Raw genomic sequence first — 13,698 nt, forward strand, 5'->3', positions numbered from 1 at the left:
GAACGACATGGATCTGGGCATCGCCGGCAAGTGGGCGCTCGTGTGCGCCGCCAGCAAGGGACTCGGCCAGGGCTGCGCACAGGCGCTGGCCGGCGAGGGCGTGAACCTGGTCATCACCGCGCGCGGTGCCGAGGCGCTGCAGGCGGCGGCGGCGGCGCTGCGTGTGTCGAACCCGGCCATCGAGGTGCGCGCGGTCGCGGGTGACATCACCACCGCCGAGGGGCGTGCCGCGGCGCTGGCGGCGTGCCCGCAGGTTGACATCCTGGTGAACAACGCGGGCGGTCCGCCGACCGGCGATTTCCGCGACTGGGACCGCGACACCTGGATCGCGGCGCTCGACGCCAACATGCTGACGCCGATCGAGCTGATGAAGGCCGTGGTCGACCCGATGATGGCGCGCGGCTTCGGCCGCATCGTCAACATCACCTCGGCAGCGGTGAAGGCGCCGATCGACATCCTCGGCCTGTCCAACGGCGCTCGTTCGGGGCTCACCGGCTTCGTGGCCGGCCTGTCGCGCAAGACGGTGGCGCGCAACGTGACGATCAACAACCTGCTGCCCGGCCCGTTCGAGACCGAGCGGCTCGCCGCGACGCTGGAAGGCGCCGCGCAGGCCAGCGGCCAGACGACCGCCGCGGTGATGGCACAGCGTGCGCTGAAGAACCCCGCGGGGCGCTTCGGCACGCCGGCCGAGTTCGGTGCGGCCTGCGCCTTCCTGTGCGGCGCGCAGGCCGGCTACATCACCGGCCAGAACCTGCTGATGGACGGCGGCGCCTACCCGGGGACGTTCTAGTCCTGCCCGCGCTCACTGGCGGCCCGCGGCCCAGATCTGCAGGTCGGCCTCCGAGAGCGGCGGCGCGATCCGCAGGCCCTGCAGTTCTTCGCATCCCAGTTCGCGCAGGAAGCGCTCCTGGGCCTCGGTCTCCACGCCCTCGGCGATGACGGTCATGCCCAGGCTGCGGCCGAGCTGCACGATCGCCCGCACGATGGCTGCGGCGTCGGCGTTCTGCGGCACGTCCTGCACGAAGGACCGATCGATCTTCACCTTGTCGATCGGCAACTCCTTCAGGTGGCCGAGCGACGAGTAGCCGGTGCCGAAGTCGTCGACCGAGATGCGCATGCCCAGGGCCTTGAGCTGCGCCAGCGAGGCCTTCACCTCGACCAGGTCGTCCATCAGCATGCGCTCGGTCAGTTCGAGCTCCAGCCACTCGCCGCTCACCTGTTCCTGCTGCAGTAGTTCGGCCAGCGAGGCGACGAAGCCGCGCTGCTGGAACTGCATGCTGCTGAGGTTGACCGAGATCGGCAGCTCCAGCCCCTGCGCATGCCAGCGCCGTGCGCAGCGCATCGCCTCGCGCAGCACCCACTGGCCGATCGGCAGCATCAGCCGGCGTTCCTCGGCCACAGGGATGAAGTCATCGGGTAGCAGCAGGCCCCGCTCGGGATGGTGCCAGCGGATCAACGCCTCGACGCCGACCAGCCGGCCGTCACTGGAGCGCAGCTGCGGCTGGTAGTGGAGCTCGAAGGCACCGGTCTCCAGCGCCTGGGCCAGCTGGCTCTCGACCACCAGCGCATCGTAGGCGGCGCTGGCCACTACCGGATCGAAGAACTGCACGTTGGCGCGACCGCGCGCCTTGGCCATGTACATCGCCGCGTCGGCATGCTGGATCAGCTCGGCCGGTGTGCGGCCGTGCTCGGGGAACAGCGAGACGCCGATCGACGGCGATACCGAGATCGAGCGGCCCGCGGCCTCGAGCGGCGCCTCGATCACCGCCAGCAGCTTGCCCGCCACCTGCTCGACCACGCTGCGGTCGGTCACGCCCGGGATCAGCACCATGAACTCGTCGCCGCCGAAGCGCGCCACCACGTCGTCGGCGCGCAGACTGGCCGTGATGCGCGCCGTCACGGTCTGCAGCAGCAGGTCGCCGACCAGGTGGCCGAGCGAGTCGTTGATGCGCTTGAAGTGGTCGAGGTCGATGAACAGCAGCGCGATCTGCGCATCGCCGGCGCGGTGCGATGCGGTCAGCTGCTCGAGCTGCAGGCCGAACGCGGCGCGGTTGGGCAGGCCGGTCAGCGCGTCGTGGTGCGCCAGATGGTGGATGCGCGCCTGCGCGGCGACGCGCTCGCGGATGTCGCGCACGATCACCAGGCGCAGCCGCTCGCCGCTGCGCATGATCGAGCGCGTGATCAGCTCGACCGGGATGCGCTCGCCGGACCGGCCGAGCGCGACGCTCTCCCACGCGGTCTCGGCGCCGGTGGCGAGCGCCTGCTGCGCGCGTGGCAGGTGATCGGGCGCCAGGAACTCCGAGGTCTGCCGGCCGATGACCTCGTCGCGCGCGTAGCCGGTGAGTTCGCAGATCGGCGCGTTGATGTCGATCACCGTGCCGTTGCGGTGGAACAGGATGCCCTCGGCGCTGGCCTGCATGAACTTCGCGAGCCGATCCTCCGACTCGCGCACGGCGCGCTCGGCCAGGCGGTGCTTGGTGATGTCGGTGACCCGCACGAAGGCGCCCGACAGCTCGCCCTCGTCGTCGAAGTTCGGCAGCACGTCGACCTCGAGCCACTGCGGCCGGCCGGCGGTGTCGGTCAGTTCGCGCTCGTAGGACACCTGGGCTCGGGTCTCGACCACCTGCTCGATGTAGGGGCGGATCTGCTGCCAGCCGCGCTCGCCGACGATCTCGGCCGCGGTGCGGCCGAGGATGTTCTCGGGGGTCCAGCCCAGTGCGCTCGCGTAGTGGCGGTTCGCGAAGGTGCAGCGGAAGCCCTGCTGCTCGTAGTACGCGATCAGTGCCGGCACGTTGTCGGCCAGCACGCGCAGCTGCGTGGTCTGCTCGCGCAGCGCGAGTTCGGTGCGCTTGCGCGCGCTCACGTCGTGCAGCGCGCACAGGCACAGCTCGGTATCGCGGTTCCAGCGCGCGTCGCATTCGAGCCAGCCGACCTCGCCGCCGGGCCGACGGAACTGCAGTTCGAGGCGGAAGCGGTCGGTGGTGCCGACGTTGTCCAGCGCCTTCAGCAGCTCGCGGCGCGACGGCGCGGAGAGCCGGTCGAGCCAGGCTTCGCCGTCGGCGGCGGCGTCGCGGTGCCAGCCGGTGCATGCCGCCAGCGACTCGTTCACGGCCAGCAGGCGCGCCTCGCGGCTGAGCGCCATCATCAGACCCGGCAGCCGATGCCAGTCGTGCGTTTGCGGAAGGGCGACGTCGCGGGAGGTGTGCATTGGGGGCGGCTGCTTGCGCGGATCATAGCGAGCAGGCCGACCGGCGGGTGCGACCAAACGTTCGTCGGACTAGGGGCTGTCGAGGCCTCGGGAAGTCGGGCGCCGCGACGACACGGCGATGCCGGCCACGATCAGCGCGAACGCCACACCGTGGTACCACTGCGGCAGCTCGCCGAGCAGCGCGGCCGACAGCAGCGCAGCGAACAGCGGCGTGAGGTTGCCGAAGAAGGCGGCCGCTGCCGGGCCCGCCACCGCCACCCCCAGGCCCCAGCAGCGGTAGGCGATCAGCGAGGGGCCGATGGCGACATAGAACAGCGCGGCCACGACCCAGCCGTTCCAGCGGATCGGCGGGCTGCCGAGCGCCTGCTCGCCCGCGGCGGCGGCCGCGGCGCTGACCAGTCCGAACACCACCTGCACCGCCAGCGCCTCGGACCAGTTCCACGGGCGCGCAGCTTCGCCGCCGTCCTCCAGCAACGGCTGCCCCGTGCCGCGCAGGTGAGCCGGCGGACGCGCCAGCATCCAGCTGTAGAACGCCCACGCGACGATGGCGACCAGGATGTAGAGATCGCCCGCGACGAACTGCACGCGCGCCAGCGCTGCCGGGTCGCCGCGCGCGATGACCAGCGTGACGCCTGTCAGCGACAGCGCCGCGCCCGCGAGCTGGCGGCGCTGCGGATGCACGCCGTGGAACAGCGCGCCGATCGCGAGCATCCAGACCGGCATGCTGGCGGCGATCAGCGTCACGTTGATCGGCGTCGAGGTCTGCAGCGCCAGGTACTGCAGTGCGTTGTAGCTGCCCACGCCCAGCGTGCCGAGCAGCAGCAGGTGCGGCCAGCGCACCGCCAGCTCGCGCGGCGCGCGGAACACGCGCCAGGCCAGCGGCAGCAGCAACAGCAGAGCCAGCACCCAGCGCAGCAGGTTCAGCGTCAGCGGCGGCACGCTGCCCACCGCCAGCCGGCCGACCACGGCATTGCCGGCCCACATGAGGGGCGGCAGGGTCATCAGCAAGGCGATGCGCGGGGTCAGGCCGGCCATCGACGTTCAGAGCCGGGTCGGCGGGTCCGGCGGCATGGCGGCCCCGCAGTTCCAGCATTGCTCGAACGGACCGTCGATGCGCTCGCCGCAGCCCGGACAGACCCACAGGCGCGCCGGGCAGTGCGTCAGCTCGTCGAGCAGGGCGCCGGCGCGGTCGAACTGCTCCTCGTGCTGGATCCAGACCTCCGGCAAGGCCTGGTCGGGCGGCACCTGGCCGGCAATGCTGCTGGCGAACGCGCGCTGCACCGTGGCCGCGACGCCGGCCTGCCCGAGCAGGTCGGTCCACAGCGTGGCGATCGCGAGGTTGGGGGCGGAGCGAAGTCGGCGCATCGGCAAGGGGTAAGGGAACCCTGGCACGATACCGGAGAACACGACATCACCGAGGATCCCCGCATGCCAGCAACCACCGTCAAAGCCATCCAGGTTCCGCAAGCCGGCGGTGCCGACGCGATGCAACTCGTCGACCTGCCGATCGGCGAGCCCGGTCCCGGCGAGGTGCGCATCCGCCACCATGCCTGCGGGCTGAATTTCATCGACGTCTACCAGCGCAGCGGCCTGTATGCACTGCCGATGCCGCTCACGCTGGGCATGGAGGGGGCCGGCGTGATCGAGTCGGTCGGCGCCGGCGTGACGCACCTGCGCCCCGGTGACCGCGCCGCCTACGCCGGCCAGCCGCCGGGGGCCTACTGCGAGGCGCGCGTGATGCCGGCCAAGTGCGTGGTGCAGTTGCCCGACGGCATCGACTTCGAGACCGGTGCCGCGATGATGCTCAAGGGCCTGACGGCCCAGTACCTGCTGAAGAAGACGCTGCCGCAGGGCGGGTTGCAGCCGGGCGATGCCGTGCTGTTCCATGCCGCGGCCGGCGGCGTGGGCCTGATCGCCTGCCAGTGGGCGCGCGCACTGGGCCTGCGGCTGATCGGCACCGCCGGCAGCGACGAGAAGTGCGCGCTGGCCGTGCAGTACGGTGCCGAGCACGCCATCAACTACCGGCGCGAGGATTTCGTCGCGCGGGTGAAGGAGCTCACCGGTGGGCGCGGCGTGAAGGCGGTCTACGACTCGGTGGGTCTCGACACCTTCGAGAAGTCGCTCGACGTGCTGCAGCCCTTCGGCCTGCTGGCGAACTTCGGCAACGCCTCGGGCAAGGCGCCGCCGGTGGACCTGGGCGTGCTGGCGGCCAAGGGCTCGCTCTACGTGACGCGCCCGACGCTGTTCACCCACATCGCCACGCGCGAGAGCACGCAGGCGATGGCCGACGACCTGTTCGCGGTGGTCGGCAGCGGCGCAGTGAAGATTCCGGTCGAGCGCCGCTATGCGCTCGCCGACGCGGCGCAGGCGCACCGCGACCTGGAGGCGCGCCTCACCACCGGCTGCTCGGTCCTGATTCCCTGACGAGCTCCGATCGGACATTGCGGCACTTGCGTCGCACGGAGCGGCCAAGCGAGTAGCCGCCGCGGACCGGCTTTGCCGGGCCGCCAGCGGCGCCCCCTCGAGGGGGAGCGGCGAAGCCGCAACGGGGGTGGGTGTCTCTAGCCTCGGCGCACGCGCCGCAGTTCGTCGAAGATCAGCAGCGTGGCGCCGACGGTGATCGCACTGTCGGCGATGTTGAAGGCCGGGAAGTGGCGGGCACCGAGGTGGAAGTCGAGGAAGTCGACCACGTAGCCGTGCAGCAGCCGGTCGATCACGTTGCCGAGCGCGCCACCGAGGATCAGCGACAGCGCCCAGGCGAACAGGCGCTGGTGCCCCTGGCTGCGCAGCATCCAGACGATGAAGCCGGCCGCCACCAGGCCCAGCCCGACGAAGAACCAGCGTTGCCAGCCCGAGGCCCCGGCCAGGAAGCTGAACGCCGCGCCGGTGTTGTGCACGCGCACGACGTTGAAGAAGCTCGTCACGTGACGCGAATCGCCGTACTGGAAGTAGCCGAGGATCAGCGTCTTGGTGAACTGGTCGAGCACGATCACGATCAGCGCGATGCCTAGCCAGGTGAGCAAGCCGGTGCGGCCGAAGGTCGTCGTCTTGGCCATGGTCAGGCCACCGTGCGGGTTTCGCCGGCACCGTAGAGATTGCTCGTGCAGCGGCCGCAGATCGTCGGATGGGCCGGGTCGGCGCCGACGTCGTCGCGATAGTGCCAGCAGCGTTCGCACTTGGGCGCGGAACTGGCTTCAGGCGTTACGCGAAGTGTCTCTGCGTCGTCGGGCGGTAACAGAGCGAGTTCAGCTTTAGATGCAATGAGGACGAACTTGAGCCCATCGCCAAGGCTATTCAACAGATCGTAGAGCTCGGTCTTAGCAGCGACATTTACATTTGCCTGGAGTGACGATCCGACCAAGCCAACGCTGCGGAGCGCCTCGATGCGCCAATTGGACGCATTGCGGACTGTTTGAACACGAGACCACTTGGCAAGTCGCGCGGCATCGGGCGCATCGAAGGCGGCATACGTCTGCGTGAAGATCGACGGCGACACGCCCGGCGCGAAGATCGGCCAGGCCTCCTCGGCGGTGAAGCTCAGGAACGGCGCCATCCAGCGCAGCATGGCGTCGGTGATGCGGTGCAATGCGGTCTGCGCGCTGCGGCGCGCCAGCGACTTCGGTGCGGTGGTGTAGAGCCGGTCCTTCAGCACGTCGAGGTAGAAGGCGCCCAGGTCCTCGCTGCAGTAGACCTGCAGCTTCGAGACCACCGGGTGGAACTCGTAGACCTCGTAGTGCGCCAGGATCTCGGCCTGCAGCTGCGCGGCGCGGTCGATCGCATAGCGGTCGATCTCCAGCATCTGCTCGGCCGGCACCGCGTCCTTCGCGGGGTCGAAGTCGCTGGTGTTGGCGAGCAGGAAGCGCAGCGTGTTGCGGATGCGGCGGTAGGCGTCGACCACGCGCGCGAGGATCTTGTCGTCGATGTTCAGGTCGCCCGAGTAGTCGGTGCTCGCGACCCACAGACGGATGATCTCGGCGCCGAGCTTCTCGCTCACCGACTGCGGCGCCACCGTGTTGCCGAGCGACTTGCTCATCTTGCGGCCCTGGCCGTCGGTCGCGAAGCCGTGCGTCAGCAGGCCGCGGTAGGGTGCGCGGCCCTCGATCGCGCAGGCGATCAGCAGCGAGCTGTGGAACCAGCCGCGGTGCTGGTCGTGGCCTTCGAGGTAGAGGTCGGCCTCGGGCCCGCCGTCGTCGCGGCCGGCGCCGGCATGGCTGCCGCGCAGCACGTGGAAGAAGGTCGAGCCGGAGTCGAACCACACGTCGAGGATGTCGGTGCTCTTCGCGTAGTCGTCGGCGGCCTCGCCCAGCCACTCGCGCGGATCGAGCCGCGACCAGGCCTCGACGCCGCCCTGCTCGACCAGCGCCGCGGCGCGGTCCATCAGCGCCGGCGTGTCGGGGTGCAGCTCACCGCTCACCTTGTGCAGGAAGAAGGGCAGCGGCACGCCCCAGTTGCGCTGGCGGCTGATGCACCAGTCGGGCCGGTTGGCGATCATGTCGCGCAGCCGGGCGCGGCCGTTCTCGGGGTAGAAGGCCGTGGCGTCGATCGCCGCGAGCGCGGTCTGGCGCAGCGTCTTCGGCGCCTTGTCGACGGTGAACACGCCCTCGCCCTCGTCCATGCGCACGAACCACTGCGCGGCGGCGCGGTAGATCACCGGCGTCTTGTGGCGCCAGCAGTGCGGGTAGCTGTGCTCGAGCTTCGCGGTCGCCATCAGCCGGCCGGCGTCCTGCAGCGCCTGGACGATCAGCGGGTTGGCCTTCCAGATGAACTGGCCGCCGAACAGCGGCAGGTCGGCGGCGTAGACGCCGTTGCCCTGCACCGGGTTCAGGATCTCGTCGTGCTTCATCCCGTGCGCGATGCAGGAGTTGAAGTCCTCCACGCCGTAGGCCGGCGCCGAGTGGACGATGCCGGTGCCGTCCTCGGCGGTGGCGTAGTCGGCCAGGTAGACCGGGCTCCGCCGCGCATAGCCGGGGTGCACGTGCGCCAGCGGGTGGTGGAACTCGAGCCCCTCGAGCGCCTTGCCGGCGGTCGTGGCGAGCACCGTGCCGGCCAGGCCGTAGCGCGCCAGGCACTTCTCGACCAGCGCGCTGGCCAGCAGCAGCAGGCCGCGCTCGGTGTCGACCAGCGCGTACTCGAGTTCGGGGTTGAGATTCAGCGCCTGGTTGGCGGGGATGGTCCACGGCGTGGTGGTCCAGATCACCGCGAACGCGTCCTTGGCCAGCGCCGGCAGGCCGAAGGCGGCGGCGAGCTTCTGCGGCTCGGCGGCCAGGAAGGCCACGTCCACCGTCGGCGAGGACTTGTTCTCGTACTCGATCTCGAACTCGGCCAGCGAACTGCCGCAGTCGAAGCACCAGTACACCGGCTTCAGGCCGCGGTAGACGAAGCCGCGCTCCATCACGCGCTTCAACGCGCGGATCTCGCCCGCCTCGTTGCCGAAGTCCATCGTGCGGTAGGGTCGGTCCCAGGCACCGAGCACGCCCAGGCGCTTGAAGTCGGCCATCTGCTGCGCGATCTGCTCGGTGGCGTAGGCGCGGCTCTTCGCCTGCACCTCGTCGCGGCCCAGGCCGCGGCCGTGCAGTTTCTCGATCTGGTTCTCGATCGGCAGCCCGTGGCAGTCCCAGCCGGGCACGTAGAGCGCGTCGTAGCCGGCCAGCTGGCGGGCCTTGACGATCATGTCCTTGAGCACCTTGTTCAGCGCGTGGCCGATGTGCAGTTGGCCGTTCGCATACGGCGGGCCATCGTGCAGCACGAACTTCGGGCGGCCGACCCGCGCGTCGCGCAGGCGCTGGTAGGTGCCTTGTTGCTCCCACTGCTTCACCCAGCCCGGCTCGCGCTTGGGCAGGTCGCCGCGCATCGGGAAGGGCGTGTCGGGCAGGTTCAGCGTGGCGCGGTAGTCGGTGGGCTGGTCGGTGCTCATGGCGTTCTCGGCGCGGCCGCGCGGGCGGCGCGCGGCGGGGACAGGGCAGGTGGGTGCGTCGGCGCAGCAGGCGCCGGCGCCGCAGGGTCAGCGGCCCTGAATTCGATCGCGGGTGGTCTGGCGGCGCTCGGCCGCATGGGCCGCGTGCGGGCTGCTCGTCAGCCACTGGCGCGCCTGGCTCACGTCCTGCGCGATCGCGGCGGTCAGCGCAGCGAGCCCGTCGTAGCGGGCTTCGTCGCGTAGCTTGTGCAGCAGTTCCACGCGCACGAGTCTACCGTAGCCCCCCTCGGCGCCCAGGTGCGGCGGCCAGTCCAGGCAGTGCACTTCGAGCAGCACGCGCCCGCTGTCGTCCACCGTGGGCCGGGCCCCCAGACTGGCCACGCCGTCCAGCGGCTCGGCGGTCAGCCCGTGGGTGCGCACCACGTAGATGCCGTGGGCGGCCGGCCGGGGATGAGGGAAACGCAGGTTGAGCGTGCGGAAGCCGTCGCCGCCGTTCGGACCGGCGCCGAGCTCGCGGCCCAGCTTGCGGCCGTGGGTCACATGCCCGCTGATGCTGTAGGGCCGCCCCAGCAGGCGGGTGGTCAGCCCCATGTCGCCCACCGCCAGTGCTTCGCGCACCGCCGAGCTGCTGACGCGCAGGCCGTGCACCTCGTAGCTCATCATCCGCGCCACGTCGAAGCCCTGGCGTTCGCCGGCGGCGTCGAGCATCGCGTAGTCGCCGGCCCGCCTGGCGCCGAAGCAGAAGTCGTCGCCGACCAGCACGTAGCGCGCCTTCACGCCGCCCAGCAGCACGTCGTCGATGAAGGCCTGCGGCGACTGGTCGGCGAAGGCCTGGTCGAAGCGCAGCACCACGACGCGCTGGACGCCGCAGCGCGCCAGCTCGCCGAGCTTGTCTCGCAGCGTGGCGATGCGCGCCGGCGCCTTGGCCGGGGTGCCGGCGCGCGCGGCGAAGAAGTCGCGCGGATGGGGCTCGAAGGTCAGCACGGTGCTGACCAGGTCGCGGTGCTCGGCCTCGCTCTTGAGCAAAGCGAGCATGGCCTGGTGGCCGCGGTGCACGCCATCGAAGTTGCCGACCGTGACGGCAGACGCTCCGCCATCGGCCAGCAGGGTGTGGTGCAGACCTCGGAAGACTTGCATCGCCGGATTATCGCGACAGCGCGCGCAGGACCCTGTCGCCTCGGGGGCAGACGCAAAAAGGCCCGCTCGAGGCGGGCCTTCCTGAACCGGCGCGGCGCGAGGCCGGCCGGAACCGTTGCCATCAACGGTTCGAGATGTACATCGTGATCTCGAAGCCGTAACGCAGGTCGGTCGCTTGGGGCTTTTGCCATTGCATGTTGAATCTCCTTCACTCGGTGGCACAGGGCCGGGTCGGCTGCTGCGGAGTGAACGGTTTCCCGTCAACTCATGGCTCATGATGCCCACGACGCCGGCTGCCGGGCAGTGCCCCGGCCATGATTCGCGCCTCATGATTTTCTGGAATCGACGGCGTGCCGGCGCGCGGTCGGCCGATACCATGCGGCGCATGAGTCTGCGCTTGAAGATCCACCTGATCGTCGGTGTGCTGGTGGCGCTGTGCCTGGTTGCGGTCATGGCGCTGCAGGTCAAGGGGGCGCGCGACTCGATCCACGAGGAGATCGAGGCCGCCAACCGGGTGGCCGCGCAGTTGCTGCAGCGCACCCTGTGGCTGCAGGCGGCGCGCGGCACGCCCGCGATGATCGGCTACCTGCAGGGGGTGGGCCGGGTGCGTGCGAACGACATCACGCTGCTCGACGGCAAGGGCGAGCTGGTCTACCAGTCGCCGCCGTCACCGTACAAGTCGGGCCGCGATGCACCCGACTGGTTCGTCGACTTCATGGCGCCGCCGCTGGAGCCCCAGAAGATGGACTTCCCCGACGGCACGCTGGTCGTGCGGGCCGACCCGTCGCGCGCGGCGCTCGATGCGTGGGACCAGTTCGCCGTGCTCTTCCTGGCGGCCCTGGGCGTGCTGGTGGTCCTGAACCTCATCGTCTACTGGGTCGTCGGCCGCACGGTCAAGCCCTTCGGGCAGATCGTCGCGGCGCTCAATCGCATCGAAGCCGGGCAGCTCGACGTCACGCTGCCGCGCCTGCCGGGCACCGAGGCGGCCGCGATCGGCGCTGCCTTCAACCGCATGGTGGTGGGCGTCAGCGAGCGCATCGAGGCCGAGCGCCGCGCCGCGCAGGCCGAGCACGAGCTGTCCGACCGCCGCGACCTGGCGCGCTGGATCGACCGCCATCTGGAGCAGGAGCGTCGGCTGATCGCACGCGAGCTGCACGACGAACTGGGACAGTCGGTCACCGGCATGCGCAGCCTGGCGCTGTCGGTGGCACAGCGCGTCGCAGTGGCCGACCCGGAAGCCGCGCGTGCGGCCAACGTGATCGCCGAGGAAAGCTCGCGCCTGTACGACGCGATGCACGGCCTGATCCCGCGGCTGGCGCCGCTGGTGCTCGACGCCTTCGGGCTGGCCGATGCGCTGCGCGACCTGGTCGAGCGCACGCGGGTCAGCCAGCCGCAGGCCAGCGTGGAGCTGCGCATCGACCTGGGCGACGTGCAACTGGGCAGCGAGGCGACGCTGGCGCTCTACCGCGCGGCACAGGAAGGGCTGACCAATGCGCTGCGCCACGGCCAGGCCCGGCACCTGAGCGTCAGCCTGCAGGCCGAGTCCGAGGGCGCCAAGCTCCAGGTCGCCGACGATGGCCAGGGGCTCGCGCCCGACTGGCGCGAGAAGGCGAAGCAGGACGGCGGCCACTACGGCCTGCGCTGGCTGGCCGAGCGCGTGGAGGCGCTGGGCGGCGTGCTGCGCATCGACAACCGCAGCCCGCGGGGCGCGGAGCTGCAGGTGTGGGTGCCCTTCACGGCCGCGGAGCCGGTGTGAACCGCACACGGGTCGGCACCGGTAGCGCTCCGCGTTGGCACACGGTGGCCGCGCTGCGACCCGCGGCGTGGGGGACAACGATAGGGGGCCGTCGGCGGCCTGCTGCGTTAGTCTGTGCCGAGGGTCCGGCGTCCGCAGGCCGGGCCGGTTTCCGGACGTTTTCTCCCATGCCGATTCACTCTTTCCTGCGCGGTCTCTTGCGCCCCTCGCGATCATGATCCGCGTGATGCTGGTCGATGACCATGCGCTGGTCCGCATGGGCTTTCGCATGCTGCTGGCCAATGCCGACATAGAGGTGGTGGGGGAAGCCGAGACCGGCGAGGAAGCCTGCCAGGCGGTGCCGAAGGTCAAGCCCGACGTGGTGGTGATGGATCTGTCGATGCCGGGCATGGGCGGTCTGGAGGCGGTGCGGCGGCTGCTGGCCCAGGACCCGAAGCTGAAGCTGCTGGTGCTGTCGGCCCACGAGGACACCGCGCACCCGCAGCGCGTGCTGCGGGCCGGCGCGCTGGGCTATCTGGCCAAGCGCAGCGCGCCGGAGGCGCTGATCGCCGCGGTGACCGCGGTGGCGCGCGGCGAGCGCTACGTGGACGCGCAGACCGCGCAGCGGCTGGCGGTGGCGCAGATCGACGGCGAGACCAGTCCGGCCGACATGCTGAGCGAGCGCGAGTTCTCGGTCTTCATCCAGCTTGCGCGCGGCATGACCGTGGCGCAGATCGCCGAGACGCTGAAGCTCTCGCCCAGCACGGTCGGTACCCACCTGTACCACATCAAGCAGAAGCTCAACGCCAGCAACCAGAGCGAGATCACGCTGGTGGCGCTGCGCTGGGGCCTGATCCAGGCCTGAAGCCGCCGACGCGGCTTACGCGTCCGATTTCTGCGTGAGCCGGGCCCGCTCGTCCGGGCCGATCCAGCGCCACTGGCCGACCGGCAGGTCGTCCAGGTCCAGCGCGCCGATGCGGCTGCGGTGCAGCCCCTCGCAGCGGTTGCCCACCGCCGCCAGCATGCGCTTGACCTGGTGGTACTTGCCTTCGGTCAGCGTGAGGCGCAGCGTGAACTCACCGGTGCGTTCGGCTGCGGCCGCGCGCACCGGGCTGGGGTCGTCGTCGAGCACCACGCCCTCGGTCAGGCGGGCGACCTGCTCGTCGGCCAGCGGATGCTTGGCGGTGATCTCGTAGACCTTGGGCACGTGGTGCTTGGGAGACGTGAGCCGGTGGATCAGCGTGCCGTCGTCGGTGAGCAGCAGCGCGCCGGTGGTGTCCTCGTCGAGCCGGCCCACCGGCTGCAGGCCGCGCACGCGCAGCGGCGTGGGCAGCAGCGAGAGCACGCCGGGGTGGTGGCGCGGCTTCTGCGAGCACTCGTAGTGGGTCGGTTTGTGCAGCAGCACCAGCGCCTTCTCATGGAAGGGCCAGCCCCGGCCCTGCACGCTGAACACCAGACCCTCGGTCGGCAGCTCCTCGTCGGGGTCGTCGATCACGCGGCCGGCCACCTCGACCGCGCCCGCGTGGATGAGCCCGGCGCAGTCGCGCCGCGTGCCGAAACCCTGGGAGAACAACACTTGCGAGATGCGCATCCGGCAGTGTAGCGAGCGGCTACTCGCGCTCGCCGGGGCCGGGCAGCGCCGCAGCGGCCGGCTGCGGTTCTGTCCTGCGTCCCGCGCAGGCTGGGCCCGCGGGCTATCCTGCC

General features: G+C 70.8%; 12 protein-coding genes. 4 read left to right on the plus strand and 8 right to left on the minus strand.

All coding sequences use genetic code 11. The features are described from left to right. Positions 1 to 7: 7 nt before the first annotated feature. A complete protein-coding gene (locus ASC67_RS07055) occupies positions 8 to 790 on the plus strand; it encodes an SDR family oxidoreductase (RefSeq protein ID WP_056317043.1) in 783 nt (260 codons plus the stop codon). Positions 791 to 802: 12 nt separating this feature from the next. On the opposite strand, the gene ASC67_RS07060 is transcribed toward ASC67_RS07055, so the two are convergent. The 3 genes from ASC67_RS07060 to ASC67_RS07070 form a co-directional block, all read right to left on the minus strand. Next, positions 803 to 3,208 carry an EAL domain-containing protein gene (locus ASC67_RS07060; RefSeq protein ID WP_235566251.1) on the minus strand — a complete coding sequence of 802 codons (2,406 nt, stop codon included), beginning with the start codon at positions 3,206 to 3,208 and terminating at the stop codon, positions 803 to 805. Between the two features lie 69 nt (positions 3,209 to 3,277). Beyond that, on the minus strand, positions 3,278 to 4,243 hold the full coding sequence (locus ASC67_RS07065; RefSeq protein ID WP_056317050.1) for a DMT family transporter: 966 nt from the start codon (positions 4,241 to 4,243) through the stop codon (positions 3,278 to 3,280). A gap of 6 nt (positions 4,244 to 4,249) precedes the next feature. Then, positions 4,250 to 4,573: a putative signal transducing protein gene (locus ASC67_RS07070; protein WP_056317052.1), complete on the minus strand. Its 324-nt coding sequence runs from the start codon at positions 4,571 to 4,573 to the stop codon at positions 4,250 to 4,252. Between the two features lie 63 nt (positions 4,574 to 4,636). Here ASC67_RS07070 and ASC67_RS07075 point away from each other — a divergent pair, with 63 nt between their 5' ends. Further along, a complete protein-coding gene (locus ASC67_RS07075; protein ID WP_056317055.1) occupies positions 4,637 to 5,632 on the plus strand; it encodes a quinone oxidoreductase in 996 nt (331 codons plus the stop codon). A 137-nt stretch (positions 5,633 to 5,769) separates the two neighbouring features. Here ASC67_RS07075 and lspA read toward each other — a convergent pair whose 3' ends face one another. The 4 genes from lspA to pqqA form a co-directional block, all read right to left on the minus strand. Further along, complete coding sequence (gene lspA, locus ASC67_RS07080) at positions 5,770 to 6,264, minus strand: signal peptidase II (RefSeq protein ID WP_056317058.1); 495 nt, start codon at positions 6,262 to 6,264, stop codon at positions 5,770 to 5,772. Positions 6,265 to 6,266: 2 nt separating this feature from the next. Beyond that, a complete protein-coding gene (ileS, locus tag ASC67_RS07085; RefSeq protein ID WP_056317061.1) occupies positions 6,267 to 9,122 on the minus strand; it encodes an isoleucine--tRNA ligase in 2,856 nt (951 codons plus the stop codon). An 87-nt stretch (positions 9,123 to 9,209) separates the two neighbouring features. Beyond that, positions 9,210 to 10,259: a bifunctional riboflavin kinase/FAD synthetase gene (locus ASC67_RS07090; RefSeq protein ID WP_056317064.1), complete on the minus strand. Its 1,050-nt coding sequence runs from the start codon at positions 10,257 to 10,259 to the stop codon at positions 9,210 to 9,212. Between the two features lie 121 nt (positions 10,260 to 10,380). After that, positions 10,381 to 10,455 carry a pyrroloquinoline quinone precursor peptide PqqA gene (pqqA, locus tag ASC67_RS20170; protein WP_081771315.1) on the minus strand — a complete coding sequence of 25 codons (75 nt, stop codon included), beginning with the start codon at positions 10,453 to 10,455 and terminating at the stop codon, positions 10,381 to 10,383. A gap of 189 nt (positions 10,456 to 10,644) precedes the next feature. Between pqqA and ASC67_RS07095 the strand changes: the two genes are divergently transcribed. After that, positions 10,645 to 12,015: an ATP-binding protein gene (locus ASC67_RS07095; RefSeq protein WP_056318238.1), complete on the plus strand. Its 1,371-nt coding sequence runs from the start codon at positions 10,645 to 10,647 to the stop codon at positions 12,013 to 12,015. Between the two features lie 214 nt (positions 12,016 to 12,229). Beyond that, a complete protein-coding gene (locus ASC67_RS07100) occupies positions 12,230 to 12,859 on the plus strand; it encodes a response regulator transcription factor (RefSeq protein WP_056317069.1) in 630 nt (209 codons plus the stop codon). Positions 12,860 to 12,874: 15 nt separating this feature from the next. On the opposite strand, the gene ASC67_RS07105 is transcribed toward ASC67_RS07100, so the two are convergent. Further along, positions 12,875 to 13,585 carry a pseudouridine synthase gene (locus ASC67_RS07105; protein ID WP_056317073.1) on the minus strand — a complete coding sequence of 237 codons (711 nt, stop codon included), beginning with the start codon at positions 13,583 to 13,585 and terminating at the stop codon, positions 12,875 to 12,877. Between the last annotated feature and the right edge of the window lie 113 nt (positions 13,586 to 13,698).

Source organism: Methylibium sp. Root1272 (assembly GCF_001425905.1).
Taxonomy (GTDB): domain Bacteria; phylum Pseudomonadota; class Gammaproteobacteria; order Burkholderiales; family Burkholderiaceae_C; genus Methylibium.